The sequence below is a fragment of the Thermoanaerobacter brockii subsp. finnii Ako-1 genome (genome assembly GCF_000175295.2).
In the GTDB taxonomy this organism is placed as follows: Bacteria; Bacillota; Thermoanaerobacteria; order Thermoanaerobacterales; family Thermoanaerobacteraceae; genus Thermoanaerobacter; species Thermoanaerobacter pseudethanolicus.
Genome location: NC_014964.1, coordinates 342,428 through 357,425, shown reverse-complemented (window position 1 = coordinate 357,425; position 14,998 = coordinate 342,428). Strand labels below are relative to the sequence as shown.

Sequence of the window (14,998 nt, the reverse complement as noted above, 5' to 3'; positions counted from 1 at the left end):
TTTTACACCCCATTGTACCAATTCTCTTTATACAGCTTAACTCCTTCTTTATCAGGCAACTCCGCTATTAAATCTTTAATATACACATCTCCTTTTTTTATAAAAGGGTTTATATCCGAAAGAGGAATCAACACAAAAGCTCTCTCCCATATTCTCGGATGAGGAATACTCAACACTTCATCCTTTAATTCAATATCATCGTACAACAGTATGTCAATATCAATAGTCCTTGGACCCCATCTTATGAGTCTTTCTCGTTTTAATTTTTTTTCAATTTCATTTACAACTTTTAGTAAGTCATAAGGCCCAATGTTTGTCTCCACTTCAACTGCAATATTTAAAAACATATCCTGGTTTAAATATCCTACAGGTTTTGTTTCATAAATAGGAGAAAGCTTCTTTAAAATTATGCCTTCCCAGTGTTCTAACTCAAAAACGGCTCTTTTTAAATTTTCTTCCCTATCTCCTAAATTAGAACCTAAAGATAAATACACTTCACTCATCTTCTCACCATCGCATCAGTCATCTTAGCAACTCTTAACATCTGCTTTACATCGTGAACGCGTACAATATCAACCCCTTTTACAATCCCAACAGCAACTGTTGCAGCAGTCCCTTCCAATCTATCCTCTACTTCAAGGTTTAAAACTTTTCCAATCATGGATTTCCTAGAAGTACCTAAAAGCACAGGAAGTCCTAAAACTTTTAATTCTTCCAATCGATTCATGACCTCAAGATTATGATCTAAAGTTTTTCCAAAACCTATCCCTGGGTCCACTACCATTTGACTTTTATCAATTCCTGCTTTTTCTCCTATCTCTATGCTTTTTTGTAAAAATTTTATTATATCCTGAACAACATCTTCATATTCTGCTACATTGCTGTTATGCATCATTATTACACCTGCATTGTATTTTGCAACTACTTCCGCCATTTTGGGGTCCCTTTGAAGTCCCCATACATCATTTACTATGTGAGCACCTGCTTCTAAAGCTCTTAATGCCACATTTGATTTCATAGTATCCACAGATATAATGACATTTGAAATTTTTGAAAGCTTTTCAATGACAGGTATAACTCTTCTCATTTCTTCTTCTTCATCCACTGGAGTATGTCCCGGCCTTGTAGACTCTCCACCTACATCTATTATGTCAGCTCCTTCTTCTATCATTTGAAGAGCTCTTTCTATGCCTTTTTCTAAAGTATTATATTTTCCCCCATCTGAAAAAGAATCAGGAGTCATATTTAAAATTCCCATTATGTAAGTTTTTTTTCCAATCTCCAGACTTTTATCTCTGCACCTAAATAGCATAATTTACCTCCCTTATTTTTTAGAATTTATTAAAGACATTACCTCTGCCCTTGATTTTTCATCTGTTCTAAATATTCCTCTCAAAGCAGAAGTAACAGTCTTGGCCCCCGGCTTTTTGATACCTCTCATTGTCATACACAAATGTTCTGCCTCAATGACAACGGCAACACCTAAGGGATTCACTGCTTCCATTATGGTATCTGCAATTTCACTTGTCAACCTCTCTTGAAGCTGTGGCCTTTTTGCTAAAATATCTACTATGCGAGCTAATTTTGAAAGGCCTAAAATTCTACCTTTTCTAGGCAAATACGCTACATGGGCAACTCCTATAAAAGGCAAGAGATGATGTTCGCACATAGAATAAAGCGGAATATCTTTTACAAGTATTATTTCTTGATGTTCATCCTCCTGAAAAATCTTTATAACGTCTTTTACATCCGTATGAAGGCCAGCAAAAATTTCCTCATACATCCTTGCAACCCTATCAGGAGTCTCAAGGAGCCCCTCCCTATCCGGGTCTTCTCCTATGGCTTCAAGTATGTCTCTTACCGCTTTTTTAATCTTTTCTTTATCTATCATGTACGATACCCCTTTGTTTAAAAAGTTGACAACTTTATTATATTATTTTTATCTCTAAAAAGCCAGTCCTTACAAAAAAGTTAAAAAGCAGTCTTTCGACTGCTTCAGTTTGTTAACAAAGTTCTATTTTTGTTGGCATTTTGCATCGTTCGCTCCGAGTGACATCACAGACTAAACTAAAGCTCGACCTCGGACTCAGGCGGGGTTCCGGGCACATTCGGCGTCCTTGCCTCAGGTGCCCGCCTCCGCCCTCCCTGGCTTCGGCCTCGCCTTCGTCTCTCGGTCTCGCTAAGTTTAGTTGCTGCTCTGTCAAGTCGCTTCACTTATGCAAAATGCCAACATATAATAAAGAGTTTGTCTACAGTCTAAAAAGCAGTCTTTCGACTGCTTTTTTAGTCATTTTTAGGCTTCATCGTCGGGAATAATATTACATCTCTTATAGAATAAGCATCTGTCATAAACATCACAAGTCTGTCTACCCCTATACCTAGTCCTCCAGTCGGTGGCATACCAACCTCAAGAGCATTTATAAAATCCTCATCCATCATATGAGCTTCTTCGTCGCCGGCTTCTCTTTGTTTTAATTGTTCTAAAAACCTTTCTTTTTGGTCTATAGGGTCATTTAATTCTGAAAAGGCATTAGCCACTTCTCTTCCGTAAATAAAAGCTTCAAATCTAGAAGTAAATGCTGGATTGTCATGTTTTCTCTTAGCTAAAGGAGAAATCTCTACAGGATAATCCATAACAAAAGTTGGCTGTATCAAATGCTGTTCTACTAGCTCGTCAAAAACAAGTGCTATTACTTCTCCCTTTTTCATTCCTTCTTTTGTCTCAAGGTTTAATTTCTTCGCTATCTCTATTGCCTCTTCATCTGTCTTCACTTCATTAAAGTCTACCCCTACATATTCTTTTATCGCATCCACCATAGTAATTCTCTTCCAAGGAGGTGTCAAATCTATTTCTGTCCCTTGATAAACTATTTTCGTAATACCATTAACCTTTTGGGCCACATAGGCGAATAATTGTTCTGTAAGTTCCATCATACCGTAATAATCAGTATAGGCTTCATAAAGCTCTAAAAGAGTAAATTCCGGATTGTGCCTTATATCCATTCCTTCATTTCTAAAAACTCTGCCCATTTCATATACTTTTTCAAGTCCACCCACAATAAGTCTTTTTAAATGAAGCTCTAAAGCAATTCGCAAGTACATATCAATGTCTAAAGCATTGTGATGAGTAATAAAAGGCCTTGCTGCAGCCCCACCCGCAATAGTATGAAGAATAGGAGTCTCCACCTCTAAAAATCCTCTATTGTCAAGAAACTCTCTTATCGCCTTTATTATTTTCGTCCTCTTTAAAAACACCTCTTTTACTTCGGGATTTATTATTAAATCTGTATATCTCTGCCGATAACGCAAATCAGGGTCTTTTAAACCATGCCATTTTTCTGGCAGTATTTGAAGAGACTTAGACAAAAGTTTAAAATCTGTCACGCGAATAGTTATTTCTCCAGTTTTAGATTTAAAAACCTCTCCTGTAACACCTATTATATCTCCAATATCTAAGATTTTAAAAATTTCGTAGTTCTTTTCCCCTACTGTGTCATACTTGACATAAATCTGGATTCTTCCATCTCTGTCTTGAATATCAGCAAAAGAAGCTTTTCCATGGCTCCTTTTAGACATAATTCTGCCTGCTAAAGTAACCACTTTGCCTTCAAAATTCTCGTAATCGTTTTTAATATCAGAGGACAAATTAGTCCTTTCAAACCTGTCAATACCGTAAGGTTCTATTCCCATGCTTCTTAAAATATTTAATTTTTCTCTTCTTATTCGCAAAAGTTCATTGAGTTCTTCAGTGTTGTTCCAAATGTTATCATTTGAATTAGACATATTATACCTCCATCACCCTTTATTTGCGTATTTCTAATATTTTTAACTTTATAATTCCAGCAGGAACTTCAACAGAGACAACATCTCCTACTTTTTTCCCTAAAAGCGCTTTCCCTATTGGAGATTCGTCAGATATCTTGTTATTCATTGGGTCAGCTTCTGCTGAACCTACAATTGTATACTCTACTTCTTCATTATAGGATTCGTCATACACTTTTACAGTACATCCAATGCTAACCTGGTCAAGTTTTATGTCTTCTTCGTCAATCACTTTTGCATTTTTAAGCATGGCTTCCAGAGTAGCTATTCTTCCTTCTATAAACGCTTGTTCGTTTTTTGCTTCGTCGTATTCTGAATTTTCACTTAAATCTCCAAATGCTCTCGCTTGTTTTATCTTTTCTGCTACTTCAGCTCTTTTGACCGTCTTTAAATATTCTAATTCTTCCTCTAACTTTTTGAGTCCTTCATAAGTTAAAATTACAGGCTTGCTCATAGATGATTCTCCTTTTTATAAAATATTGAAAATTGTATTTTATTCATATGTAACAATAATGAAATTTATGTTAATATTAATACACAAGCACTGCTTCAGCAGTGCTTGTGTAATTTTCCATGTGGATTATTATAAATCAGTTAACAAATAAAGTCAAGTCTAAATTATGCAAATTTCCACTCTTGTAATCTCTTTTTGGCGTTTTTTCTCACAGATTCTATCTTTTCCATTGTAACTTCTCGCTCGAAACTTCTAAATCCCGCTAATTTAAACCCATGCTTTTTAGCAAGTTTTGATATCTCATCCACTTGCTCTACAGTCAAATCACGTCCTAATGAATAATTCTCAATTCGTCCTTCCATAGCAAGAATCATTGTCTCTGCCATACATGCATAACTTGTTTTAGGTGGAAAGCCAAAGTTAAAGTGGAAGTCTACATCACCAGGCACCTGTACTACTCCACCTTCTATAACTAAAACATCATCTCTTTTATCCGCAACTTCCTTTGACACATCTCTCGGTCTTGCTACATCGCATACAACAGCCCCGGGTTTTAGATATTCAGGCTTTATCACCGTATCTACTGCACTTGTAACAGTAATTATTATATCCGCATCTTCTAAAGCTTCTTTTATATCTGAAGTGATATGAGCAGACATACCCGTTTTTGTTAAAAGATAGTCTCTAAAATTTTGCAATTTTTCTTTATTTCGTGCTACAAGTGTCATGTACTTTGCATCTCGGGATAAAATTTCTGCACAGACTTTGCCTATTGAGCCTGTCGCTCCTATTACAGCGACATGAGAATCTCTTACATCTTTACCCATCATCTCTGCTGCTTTTACCGCTCCTTCTACTGCGGTAGCGACTGTATAACTGTTACCAGTAGTTACAGCGATGTTTGAATTTTTAGCAATTGTTATCCCTGCATCTCCTACAACAGAGGTCATAGCCCCCAAGCCGACAACTTCTGCACCTAAATTTTCTGCAATTTTTACCGCTTTTATTATTTTATTTAAAACATAGCCCTCAGGCAATTTTAACATTTGTTCAGAGGTCAAAGGAACCGCTACAAACCAACCTTCTGTCTCAGCATATTCGCTTTTAACCCCTGTTATTTCGGAAACTTTCATAGGAGGAAGAAGTCTTGTAAAACCTTCCACAACTCTTTTGGGAAACTTCTCCATTATTTTAAACTTGCGGCTTACATCTTCGTACTCTATAGGATGTATTATAAAACCAAATTTATGCATATTTATTACCTCCCTATTTTTGTAAATATTCTATTCTTGGTTCAAAACCTATTTTATCCAAAAGTTCATCGTAATCTTGTGGTGTCATTTCTTCTTGTTTTTTACCTGCTACTGCCACAAGAACTCCTTCCATCACATTTGTTCCAAAAGATCTACCATTTATATTTGGGGTGGTAGTAATTAGCATTTTCACCCCTTTCTCTTTCATCATTTCTACATCTTCCTGTGTAACTGTGTTAGTCACAATTATCTTCCCATCAAGCCTTTCTGGCATGTACTTTTTAATAAACAAGTAATCACCTGCAATTATTTCTGCTTCTTTATAAAATCTTTCATATTTTTTACTGTCTATTGATAATTGCTTTTCTCCTGTCGGATACAACATTTCAAAAGGCAATTTAACAATAATTGGAGCTAATATAGCCGCCAAACCATACAATAACTTTAACGAGTGAAGAGGAATAGGAATTCCTAATGCAAAAATTAAATCCCCTATAATAAGCTTTGCTCCTTCTTCAGAAAAAGTTTGAGCCATTCCAAATCTATCCATAGCACTTACAATAAGTACCTTTTTATCTTTTAAATCAACTATACCTTTTTCTTGTATGTATTTTATTACTTTTCTTTCAAGAGTATTTTTAAGTCCTGAGCCGTCCACAATTGGAGTAATTTTTGCGGCGTTCTTTAAAGGCAAAGCATCTTTTATAACATATCTTTTTTTACCTGCTGAAAGGTATAAATCTATCCCTCCCATTCCAAAAGCGTCAACTTTCCCGTCCAGCTCTTTAATAAGTTCTATAGCTTTTTTTAAATCTCCATCAGTCCCTATTCTTTCTATAACGAATTTTTCTCCTAAAATCTCCACTTCTGCCGTTTTATTTCTTGTAGAAGAACCTATACTTATGCTTACAACCTTTTTCATATTTTCACCCTTTCAAGGAATTTAATATTTCTTTCACTATTTGGGGGTCAACATATACATCTTCTGTCAAAGGAGAATGTCCAATATTTATAGTTATGATATCTCTGTCAAATATAGCCTCTACCAACTGGCTCCTTTTGTCTGAACCTAAAAAAATTATTACGTCGTGAGATTGGATTTTAGCAATTAAATCCATTACCATGTTAAAAAGCTCCACACCACTCATATTTTCAGCCAAGTTCAATCTCTCTTTTTCAGACAAAAGAAGTGTAAAATTAACTCCCCACTCTCTAAAAAGCATCTCCAACTCTTCTTTATTCTTTATAGGAAAACCTACTACAGCAATATTTCCTCCTTTTCTAACCTCACCTAAACTTTCTAGTCTGGAAACAAAACTTCTGTCAACTTTGAAGCGGGAGGCAACCTCTTGCTGTGAAAACCCATTTTGTCTCATTTCAATCATTTTATCTATAATACCGTGTAATTTCTCTAAATTTATAGTCTTATCACCAATTTTAATGAATTTCATTTGCACAACCTCCAGTGTGCACATTTTGTGCTCATATTAATTACAATTTTAATACTTTTTTAAAAAAATTTCAATACCAAAAAGAAAAATAATCCAGATAAAATACTTTTCTGGATTATTGTCCCCAAAATTTTTCAATTGGTTTTAATAGAGATTGAATTATTTTATTAGTAGGGGTAATTTGTATATTTAAAAGGTAGAGCAAGTTTAATATGTAGCCAACAATCAAAAAGACAAAAAACAGAATAACTTCTTTAATCTTTTTTTGTCTTACAAGACCTGGTACCTCAACCAATGATATAATCACAAAAATCAATGTTAGAACAAGTATTTTAATCATAAAATCACCTCGGATATATAGGTTTAGAAGTTAAACCTGTCCTTCTTACAATTGATTTCACTGTCACATTAAATTTCACCTCAGGATAAATTTTATCCCAGTCTTTTTCAACTTCTTTCCATAGTTTAGGATTCCTTTGGTGCAAAATATTGATAAATCCTACTACATCAGCATTATACTTCTTTTGAAGTACAAAAAGCGCGTGTTCTATCCCTTGTTTTATTTTGTCATTTATTAAAAGTTGAAGCTTTTCAAGATTTTTAGGCTCTGTCAAATCATACTTGCTCTCTTGCTCGTTCATATGGGTTTCTATATTAACTTTTATATCAAAAGAAATGTCTTTGCCTTTCACTTTAGGAATAATATCAGTATGGGCTTTAGTAACCACAAAAGAAATATGTGCCTTTTCGCTTTTTAATCCCTTGTCTAAAGTCAATGTACTTCTTTTTAATTTGTTCTTTAATGTCATTACAGCTTTTGTGTCTTGCTCCTCTAAAAATCCCACTAACTTATCATTGTTAAAAACTGCAGACCCTACCATCCTCAATCCTATCGCTTTGCCATCTTTTTTTACTATTTCCAGTCGCCCTGTTATAGGCGCTTTTTTTGGAATCTCCAACGTCTCAATAAACTCATTTAGATCACATACATACGAAGAAGAAGTATTTTGTTGGTTTTGTATCATTCCCAACACTTCTCTGTAGGGATATCTTTCAAGTTGCTCATTACTTGGCAAATCAAAGAGTTCTTGCAAGTTTCCTCCAGTTACAACTAATATATAAGCTGTCCTCCTAAACTCAGGATTTCTTGTCATAAAATCTAAAGTCTTGTATATTCCCGAACGTGCAAATTTTTCATCTAAAAATATTATTTCGTTATATTGCAGAAAAAGAGACCTTGGCAATTCATCATTTAAGTTAGAAAAAGCCTTTGCAAAATCCACCCCACTGGCTTGAAAAACAGCATAGGGCTTGCCAACAGCACTTCCTCCCCCCGTACCTCCAGCACCACCGCCACCTGTTGCAAGAAGTCCCGGTTTTAAAATTTGCACAATGAGATGTATCATGTCATCTTTTCCTTTTTCAATACCTAAACCTTGTACAAAGGCCAATTGATTTATTTCTCTTTTATCCCAGCATCCTGTGAGTAAAATGGCACCCACCAAAATTAATATTACAAGTCTCTTCATCTTATCCTCTTGTATCCTCCTGCCTCATAATATTTTTTCTCTGTACAGTTCGCGGCCTCAATATCTTTGCCCACCAAGGTATTCTTATTAATACATCGCTTAATTCTTGTGTCCTACTTGGAGTCAAAGGTGAAAGGTATGGTACTCCAAAAGACTCCAATGACGCCATATGGGCGAGTATCATCATCACCACCATTATTATCCCAAAAAAGCCTAAAGTTCCTGCTGCAATCATTATGATAAATCTCAAAAGCCTAAAAGTTATCGCAACGTTATAAGCAGGAATTGAAAAGGAAGCTATTCCTGTCATTGCAACTACAATCACCATTGCAGGAGACACGAGTCCTGCTTGAACAGCTGCTTGCCCAACTACCAAACCGCCTACTATACTTACTGCTTGTCCTACTTGCATAGGAAGTCTTATACCCGCCTCCCTTAAAATTTCAAAGGTTATTTCCATGAATAATGCCTCCAAAAGTGCTGGAAAAGGCACTCCTTCCCTTTGAGCAGCAATAGAAATAGCTAGTTGCGTCGGTATCATTTCTTGATGAAAAGTAGTTTCTGCAATGTATATAGAGGGAAATAAAAGAGCAATAAACATCGCAGCAATTCTCAAAATTCTGAGAGCTGATGACAAGAAATACCTCTCATAATAATCTTCAGCAGCCTGAAAGAATTGTACAAATACTGCAGGAACTATTAATACAAAAGGTGAACCATCAACTAATATTGCCACTTTCCCTTCTAAAATTTCTGCAGTCACCTTGTCTGGCTTTTCAGAATGAGCTATTTGTGGAAAAGGAGAAAAAGGATTATCCTCTATAAATTCTTCTAAATAACCGCTATCAATAACCCCATCAATTTGTACTTTTTTAAGTCGTTTTTTAACTTCTTGTACCACTGTATCATCAGCAATGCTTTTTACATAAGCAATAGATACATCTGTTTTAGAATACTTTCCAATTTTTATATTTTCAATTACAAAATCAGGGTGTTTTATTCTCCTTCTTAGCATAGAAGTATTTATTCTTAAAGTCTCCACAAAAGACTCTTTAGGACCTCTTACATAGGATTCTGTAGTAGACTCAGTTATATTTCTCCCTTCCCATCCCTTTGTAGAGATAATTAAAGCTTTTTCCACTCCATCAATTAAAAGTATTGTCTCTCCAGAAAGTAAGTCGTCTATTATATCTCCAATTTTATCTTTTACATTTACTTCTGAAGTTGTTATAAAATATTCATTTATATAATTAAAGAGTTGGTCATTAGTGTATATGATTTTATTCAACTTTCTTGTCTCTATCATTATTGGCTCTAAAATATTTCGAGTAATTAACAACTTATCTACCATTCCATCTACATATACTAAAAAAGCTTTAACTTTTTTATCTCCTATGCTAATTTGCCTAAAAACTATGTCATTATTCCCTTTTAAAAGCACTTGAAATATATATATATTTTCTTCTAATTTTTTGCTAAGAGTCATATATTGATAATTTTCTTTTACATACTGTGGATCAGGCAACTTATGGGGCATTTTAAACACCTCCAGATATTATTATTTCAAGTTTTTTTTAGAATATTATGTTGGCTTTAGATAAATAATAAAAAAAAATACGTTTAGGAGTCGGATATGTTTAAAGAAACAGGACAATATGAAAGGACTTCAGAAAAGAAAATCTCTACAAAACAAATGATATTTTTATTGGTCACAACTGTCCTATCAACGGCAGACGTCTTTTTGCCTTCTTTTGTGGCATTAGCCGCAAAACAAGACTCTTGGATTTCTGTGGTGATATCTTTTGTAACCTCTAGCATTGTCTTTGTTTTTTATTATAAACTGGCAATGGTCTTTAAAGAAGAAATGCTATTTTCCTATGTAGATAAAATAACAGGAAAATTTATAGGAAAAATAATAGCTTCGCTTTATTTGTTATTTATCTTACACGGTATCTCTTTAGTAATGAGAGAATTAATAGAGATTATGGTCAATGCTTTTATGCCTCATACTCCCCCAATGGTTTTTTATGTAGTCTTGATAATATCAGTAATGTACACTGTATCAAAAGGTTTTTTAGCAATTGTTAAATTAAATGAACTTTTATTTCCTTTTGGAATGCTCCTCTTGGCATTTGTGATCACTTTGGCCCTTCCAAAAGTTAAGATGGCAAACTTTCTCCCAATACTCGAAAACGGGATAAAACCTCCCATAATAGGTTCAATCCTCATTACCTCTTATATGCTTGAAACGGTAATAATACTTTTTATATTCCCTCATATCTCTAAAAAAGAAAAAGCCTTAAAAGGAGGAATAATAAGCCTTGGAATATTAGCTCTTAGCATGATGTTGGGAGTTTTAGCAATAGGAATTTTTGGAGCAAAAACTGCATCAAACTTTCAATTTACAGCTTTGGAAATGGTGAGAAATATAAGAATTAGCGATTATATACAGCGGTTTGATTCATTGGTAATGGCAATGTGGTTAATGGGAATTTATCTTAAAATTGTAATATTTACTTATCTCTTTGCAAAAGGATTAGCTGAAACAATAAAAACCCCAGACTATCGCTTTATTCTATTACCCCTTGCTACTTTGTTAATCCCCTTAGCAGAAAATGTATCTGAAAATTTAGATGGATTGTACACTTACATACAGAGGTGTTTCCCTTTTGAAGCCTTTTGGTTTGAAGTATTTTTCCCTATAGTTCTTTATATCATTGCGAAAATCAGAAAAATAAAATGAGAGGAATTAATCTGCATTCCTCTCATAGATTATTCTTAAACCTTCCAAAGTGAGCATATCATTCACCGTATTTATAGTTTTTGACTCTTCTGCAATCATCCTTGCAAAACCACCTGTCGCTACCACATAAGCGTTTGGCGCAAATTCTTCTTTCATTCTGCTTACTATATAATCCACCATACCAACATGTCCATATATAATACCTGACTGCATACTAGACACTGTATTTTTGCAAATAACAGTAGACGGTTTTGTAAGTTCGATTTTAGGAAGTTTAGCAGTCCTTTGAAAAAGCGCATCAGCAGATATTGCCAATCCAGGGGCAATTATTCCACCTAAATACTCACAATTTTTAGAAATTGCACAAAAAGTAGTAGCTGTGCCGAAATCTATTACTATGACTGGTCCTCCGTAAATTTCATATGCGGCAACAGCATTTACAATCCTATCTGCACCTACTTCTTTGGGATTATCATACTTTATATTTATGCCTGTCTTTATCCCTGGTCCCACAATCAAAGGCTTTGTATTGCAATATTTTATAGTCATCGATTCAAGTGTATGCATAATAGGAGGTACAACAGAAGAAATTATTACCGCATCTACATCTTTAAGCTTCAGACCATTGTACTCAAACAACTGATTTATCAACATCCCATATTCATCGGAGGTTTTGCTTTTTTCGGTAGATATTCTAAAAGAATGTAGAAGCTTTTTCCCTTTGTAAATCCCCATTACAATGTTGGTATTCCCTACGTCAAAGACTAAAAGCAAAATCATCACCTTCTTAAAATTAAGCAGGCAAATGCCTGCTTTTATATTTATTTATCATACACTTTTTTCAAAGACTTTACTATCATTGTTGTCAATATCACAGCGACAATAATTTCAAATATGCCATTTTTTAAAGCTACAAATAATGCAACCTTAAGCGGCAGATATTTTAGAAGCACTGCTAAGCCCAAAACTCCGATGGTATTTGTCAACGTGCCTGCGGCTGCTGCAATACCAACATTTTTAGTCAACTTATAAGAATAATATGCCACAACCCCTATAAAAATCCTGGGCAATATAGCAATTACAGGGTCCGCAAAAAGAGGAGTGTTTTGCCTTATGAAGCTGGTCAATCCAAAAATCAAACCTATAAAAGCTCCTACAATAGGTCCTTCTAATACTCCTCCTATAATTGCTGGTATGTGCATTGTAGTAGCATTAGCAATACCTAAAGGAATGTACCCTAAAATGGTTGTAGATAAAACAATGGATATCGCAGCCAGCATTCCTGCTACAGTTATCTGCCTCAAAGAAATTTTTGCCGCTTTCCCTTCTCTTGTCGCTTTAATTTGCACTTTCCTCACCTCCGTTCCGGTTCCTTTTCAGGATACCGTTCCGAACTCCATTTAATTATTTAATTATCATGTCAGGTTCAAAGACGATACCCGCAATTTTATTTTACCAAAAAAAGTCTTACTCATCAATAATTTTTTAATTCATAGTCACAAGCACATCCCCTGTGTTTACGGAAGAGCCTTTAGAAACATGTATGCTTGCTATAACTCCTTCTTCAGGTGCCATTATTTCATTTTCCATTTTCATAGCCTCTAAAATTACTACCACATCTCCCCGCTTTACCCTGTCACCTTCTTTAACTTTCACATCAAGAATTGTGCCTGGCATAGGGGCAGAAATTATTTTAGAACCTTTATCTGCCGAAGAAGGCGCTTCAGCTTTTGAAACTGGCTGGAAAGTCGCCTGAGTTGCAGTCACTTTAGGCTGTGAAACAGTTGCCGTTTGTATTATGTTTGAAATTTCATCCTTATCTTTTATCTCTTCTACTTCAACCTCATATACTTTTCCATTTACTGTTACTTTAAACTTCTTCACAGAAATCCCTCCTTCAGTTACAATCTTGTTCTCATTTGCTCCTGCCGCCCTACTTTAGCCCAAACAGGAGCAGTCTCTGGAAGTCTCACTATAGACTTTACGTAAAAACTACTAACATCGGCTTGTAAATACAAAGCAACTGCGGCTGTAATCGCAGCAACAAGCTCAGTTTCCTCCTCGTTTTCTCCATTTTTATCTATTTTTTCTTCCTTCTTTACTTTCTCTTCCTCTTTATTATTAAAGATTTTCTTCAAAAACTCCAAAAACCCTTCCATAAAAGCACCACCTTACAGAGGTATATTGCCATGTTTCTTAGGAGGACGACTCTCTCTTTTGCTAGATAACATATCAAAAGCTGATATGAGTCTTGGCCTTGTCTCAGAAGGAAGAATTACATCATCTACATAGCCACGAGCTGCAGCTCTGTATGGATTTGCAAAATTATCTCTGTATTCATTTATCTTTTGCTGCCTCACTTCTGCAGGATTTTCTGCCTCATTGATTTCATTTTTAAAAACTATGTTAGCTGCTCCTTCTGGTCCCATAACCGCAATCTCTGCCGTAGGCCATGCAAACACCATGTCAGCCCCTAAGTCTTTGCTGCACATAGCAAGATAAGCCCCACCGTAAGCCTTCCTTACAATCAAAGTAACCTTAGGAACAGTAGCCTCAGAATAAGCGTAAAGCATTTTTGCCCCATGTCTTATTATCCCACCATATTCTTGATTTGTCCCTGGCAAAAATCCAGGCACATCCACTATGCTAAGTATAGGTATATTAAAAGCATCACAAAAACGAATAAATCTGGCCGCTTTGTCAGAAGCATTTATGTCAAGTACTCCTGCTAATACTCTTGGCTGATTTGCAACAATTCCTATTGTCTTTCCATTAAGTCTTGCAAAAGCTGTGATGATATTTTCTGCGTACATCTCTTGTGACTCTAAAAATTCTCCATTGTCGACTATTTCTCTTATTAATTCTTTCATGTCATAAGGCTTATTAGGATTGTCTGGAATTATCTCCATAAGTCTTTGAGAAACTCTATTGGGATTATCCCCTGTCTCGTATTGTGGTGGGTCTTCTAAGTTGTTAGAAGGTAAATAACTCAATAAATTCCTCACCATCTTAAGAACTTCTTCATCATTTGGACCCCTAAAATGAGCAACACCGCTTAATCTATTGTGAGTTATTGATCCTCCCAATTCTTCAGGAGTAACTTCTTCTCCAGTTACAGCTTTTATAACTTGTGGACCTGTTATAAACATTTGACTAGTTTTGTCTACCATAAAAATAAAATCTGTCAATGCCGGTGAATACACGGCTCCCCCAGCGCTCGGCCCCATTATTACCGATATTTGCGGTATGACACCGGAGGCCAAAGTATTCCTGTAAAATATGTTTCCATACCCAGAAAGAGCATCCACCCCTTCCTGTATGCGAGCACCCCCCGAATCGTTAAGCCCTATTATAGGCGCTCCCATTTTCATCGCCATATCCATAACTTTTGTTATCTTTTTCGCATGGTACTCTCCTAATGACCCACCTAACACAGTAAAGTCCTGCGCATATACATATACCAATCTTCCGTCTATCGTACCGTAACCTGTCACAACCCCTTCTCCAGGATATTTTTGCTTTTCCATCCCAAAGTCATAACACCGATGCTCTACAAAAGGGTCTATTTCTACAAAACTGTCCTTGTCAAGAAGCTTATGTATCCTTTCCCTTGCAGTCAATTTACCCTTTTCGTGCTGAGCAGCTATTCTTTTAGCCCCTCCACCTTCTAAAACTTTTTCTCTTCTTCTTTTTAGCTCTTCTATCATATCATGAACACTCATACAATTATACCTCCTTACAGCCTC

Annotated in this window: 17 protein-coding genes; 1 reads left to right on the top strand and 16 read right to left on the bottom strand. The window is 35.5% G+C overall.

The window, feature by feature from the left end; genetic code table 11:
• Positions 1-2 precede the first annotated feature (2 nt).
• The 11 genes from folK to THEBR_RS01585 form a co-directional block, all read right to left on the bottom strand.
• Positions 3-503, bottom strand: coding sequence for a 2-amino-4-hydroxy-6-hydroxymethyldihydropteridine diphosphokinase (gene folK / locus THEBR_RS01635; protein ID WP_003867819.1), 501 nt, complete (start codon positions 501-503; stop codon positions 3-5).
• Complete coding sequence (gene folP / locus THEBR_RS01630; RefSeq protein WP_003867818.1) at positions 500-1,312, bottom strand: dihydropteroate synthase; 813 nt, start codon at positions 1,310-1,312, stop codon at positions 500-502. The genes folK and folP overlap by 4 nt, the downstream gene beginning before the upstream one ends.
• Before the next feature lie 12 nt (positions 1,313-1,324).
• Positions 1,325-1,891 (bottom strand): GTP cyclohydrolase I FolE, encoded by a 567-nt coding sequence (folE, locus tag THEBR_RS01625; protein WP_003867817.1) that lies wholly within the window; start codon positions 1,889-1,891, stop codon positions 1,325-1,327.
• A gap of 392 nt (positions 1,892-2,283) precedes the next feature.
• Positions 2,284-3,783, bottom strand: coding sequence for a lysine--tRNA ligase (gene lysS / locus THEBR_RS01620; RefSeq protein WP_012268971.1), 1,500 nt, complete (start codon positions 3,781-3,783; stop codon positions 2,284-2,286).
• A gap of 19 nt (positions 3,784-3,802) precedes the next feature.
• Positions 3,803-4,276 carry a transcription elongation factor GreA gene (gene greA / locus THEBR_RS01615; RefSeq protein ID WP_003867815.1) on the bottom strand — a complete coding sequence of 158 codons (474 nt, stop codon included), beginning with the start codon at positions 4,274-4,276 and terminating at the stop codon, positions 3,803-3,805.
• Between the two features lie 164 nt (positions 4,277-4,440).
• Entirely contained in the window at positions 4,441-5,529 is a 1,089-nt protein-coding gene (locus THEBR_RS01610) for an NAD(P)H-binding protein (RefSeq protein ID WP_003867814.1), read from the bottom strand.
• A gap of 13 nt (positions 5,530-5,542) precedes the next feature.
• Positions 5,543-6,451 (bottom strand): hypothetical protein, encoded by a 909-nt coding sequence (locus THEBR_RS01605; protein ID WP_012268970.1) that lies wholly within the window; start codon positions 6,449-6,451, stop codon positions 5,543-5,545.
• A gap of 4 nt (positions 6,452-6,455) precedes the next feature.
• Entirely contained in the window at positions 6,456-6,980 is a 525-nt protein-coding gene (locus tag THEBR_RS01600) for a hypothetical protein (RefSeq protein ID WP_003867812.1), read from the bottom strand.
• A gap of 115 nt (positions 6,981-7,095) precedes the next feature.
• A complete protein-coding gene (locus tag THEBR_RS01595; RefSeq protein ID WP_009052982.1) occupies positions 7,096-7,320 on the bottom strand; it encodes a hypothetical protein in 225 nt (74 codons plus the stop codon).
• Positions 7,321-7,324: 4 nt separating this feature from the next.
• The gene (locus THEBR_RS01590) at positions 7,325-8,509 is read right to left on the bottom strand and encodes a Ger(x)C family spore germination protein (RefSeq protein WP_009052983.1); all 1,185 of its coding nucleotides are present in this window, start codon (positions 8,507-8,509) and stop codon (positions 7,325-7,327) included.
• A 1-nt stretch (position 8,510) separates the two neighbouring features.
• On the bottom strand, positions 8,511-10,046 hold the full coding sequence (locus THEBR_RS01585; protein WP_009052984.1) for a spore germination protein: 1,536 nt from the start codon (positions 10,044-10,046) through the stop codon (positions 8,511-8,513).
• Positions 10,047-10,142: 96 nt separating this feature from the next.
• Here THEBR_RS01585 and THEBR_RS01580 point away from each other — a divergent pair, with 96 nt between their 5' ends.
• A complete protein-coding gene (locus tag THEBR_RS01580) occupies positions 10,143-11,252 on the top strand; it encodes a GerAB/ArcD/ProY family transporter (protein WP_003867808.1) in 1,110 nt (369 codons plus the stop codon).
• Positions 11,253-11,258: 6 nt separating this feature from the next.
• On the opposite strand, the gene THEBR_RS01575 is transcribed toward THEBR_RS01580, so the two are convergent.
• The 5 genes from THEBR_RS01575 to THEBR_RS01555 form a co-directional block, all read right to left on the bottom strand.
• A complete protein-coding gene (locus tag THEBR_RS01575; RefSeq protein ID WP_003867807.1) occupies positions 11,259-12,026 on the bottom strand; it encodes a type III pantothenate kinase in 768 nt (255 codons plus the stop codon).
• A gap of 47 nt (positions 12,027-12,073) precedes the next feature.
• Positions 12,074-12,601, bottom strand: coding sequence for an ECF transporter S component (locus THEBR_RS01570; RefSeq protein ID WP_003867806.1), 528 nt, complete (start codon positions 12,599-12,601; stop codon positions 12,074-12,076).
• A 136-nt stretch (positions 12,602-12,737) separates the two neighbouring features.
• Entirely contained in the window at positions 12,738-13,136 is a 399-nt protein-coding gene (locus THEBR_RS01565; protein ID WP_003867805.1) for a biotin/lipoyl-containing protein, read from the bottom strand.
• A 17-nt stretch (positions 13,137-13,153) separates the two neighbouring features.
• Positions 13,154-13,411 carry an OadG family transporter subunit gene (locus THEBR_RS01560; RefSeq protein ID WP_003867804.1) on the bottom strand — a complete coding sequence of 86 codons (258 nt, stop codon included), beginning with the start codon at positions 13,409-13,411 and terminating at the stop codon, positions 13,154-13,156.
• Positions 13,412-13,423: 12 nt separating this feature from the next.
• Entirely contained in the window at positions 13,424-14,974 is a 1,551-nt protein-coding gene (locus THEBR_RS01555) for an acyl-CoA carboxylase subunit beta (protein WP_003867803.1), read from the bottom strand.
• Between the last annotated feature and the right edge of the window lie 24 nt (positions 14,975-14,998).

Bases quoted from the DNA above. Each gene is read 5' to 3' on its own strand.
- folK (WP_003867819.1), bottom strand. From the start codon at position 503: ATGAGTGAAGTGTATTTATCTTTAGGTTCTAATTTAGGAGATAGGGAA.
- folP (WP_003867818.1), bottom strand. From the start codon at position 1,312: ATGCTATTTAGGTGCAGAGATAAAAGTCTGGAGATTGGAAAAAAAACT.
- folE (WP_003867817.1), bottom strand. From the start codon at position 1,891: ATGATAGATAAAGAAAAGATTAAAAAAGCGGTAAGAGACATACTTGAA.
- lysS (WP_012268971.1), bottom strand. From the start codon at position 3,783: ATGTCTAATTCAAATGATAACATTTGGAACAACACTGAAGAACTCAAT.
- greA (WP_003867815.1), bottom strand. From the start codon at position 4,276: ATGAGCAAGCCTGTAATTTTAACTTATGAAGGACTCAAAAAGTTAGAG.
- THEBR_RS01610 (WP_003867814.1), bottom strand. From the start codon at position 5,529: ATGCATAAATTTGGTTTTATAATACATCCTATAGAGTACGAAGATGTA.
- THEBR_RS01605 (WP_012268970.1), bottom strand. From the start codon at position 6,451: ATGAAAAAGGTTGTAAGCATAAGTATAGGTTCTTCTACAAGAAATAAA.
- THEBR_RS01600 (WP_003867812.1), bottom strand. From the start codon at position 6,980: ATGAAATTCATTAAAATTGGTGATAAGACTATAAATTTAGAGAAATTA.
- THEBR_RS01595 (WP_009052982.1), bottom strand. From the start codon at position 7,320: ATGATTAAAATACTTGTTCTAACATTGATTTTTGTGATTATATCATTG.
- THEBR_RS01590 (WP_009052983.1), bottom strand. From the start codon at position 8,509: ATGAAGAGACTTGTAATATTAATTTTGGTGGGTGCCATTTTACTCACA.
- THEBR_RS01585 (WP_009052984.1), bottom strand. From the start codon at position 10,046: ATGCCCCATAAGTTGCCTGATCCACAGTATGTAAAAGAAAATTATCAA.
- THEBR_RS01580 (WP_003867808.1), top strand. From the start codon at position 10,143: ATGTTTAAAGAAACAGGACAATATGAAAGGACTTCAGAAAAGAAAATC.
- THEBR_RS01560 (WP_003867804.1), bottom strand. From the start codon at position 13,411: ATGGAAGGGTTTTTGGAGTTTTTGAAGAAAATCTTTAATAATAAAGAG.
- THEBR_RS01555 (WP_003867803.1), bottom strand. From the start codon at position 14,974: ATGAGTGTTCATGATATGATAGAAGAGCTAAAAAGAAGAAGAGAAAAA.